At 67.9% G+C, this 495-nt stretch carries 2 pseudogenes; both read left to right on the top strand.

From position 1 onward, the window contains the following. Window positions 1–399, top strand: a pseudogene (locus DEQ92_RS22075) (hypothetical protein); the annotation flags it as partial. Then, window positions 396–495, top strand: a pseudogene (locus DEQ92_RS24285) (coaE operon protein); the annotation flags it as partial. The pseudogenes DEQ92_RS22075 and DEQ92_RS24285, both read left to right, overlap by 4 nt.

Here is a 495-nt window from a genome sequence, read left to right as displayed (position 1 = left end):
ACCGTCCTCGTCGACGGCCTGCGCTCGGAGGTCGAACTCGATCGCTTCCGCGAGGCGTTCGGCGAGGAGTTCCTGCTCGTGAGCATCGAAGCACCGTTCGAGACCCGCGCCGAGCGACTGCTCGACCGCGCTCGCGACGACTCCGACATCGACAGAGAGGCGCTCCGCGACCGCGAGGAGCGCGAACTCGGATTCGGGATGGGCGAGGTGATGGACCGCGCCGACGTCGTCGTCGAGAATACCGATACCCTCGACGCGTTCCGCGAGCGCATCCGCGCGATCCTCGACCGCGACCTCGCGAGCGTCGACGACGACGAGTCCGTCCAGGTCGCGTCCGACGTCCTCGACCCGTCGGCATCGGACCCGACACCTGAAGCGAACGCGGGTGATCACCGATGATCTACCGCGTGAAGGCCCGGATCGTCGCGCCGGTCCGCGATACGGAAGTGACCGCCCGCGTCGAAGACGCTGTCCGGAATCTCTTCCCGAACGTCG

The sequence above is a fragment of the Haloferax sp. Atlit-6N genome (genome assembly GCF_003383195.1).
Taxonomy (GTDB): domain Archaea; phylum Halobacteriota; class Halobacteria; order Halobacteriales; family Haloferacaceae; genus Haloferax; species Haloferax gibbonsii.
The sequence above is the reverse complement of the archived record's forward strand: the minus strand, read 5'-3'. Positions and strand labels throughout refer to the sequence as shown.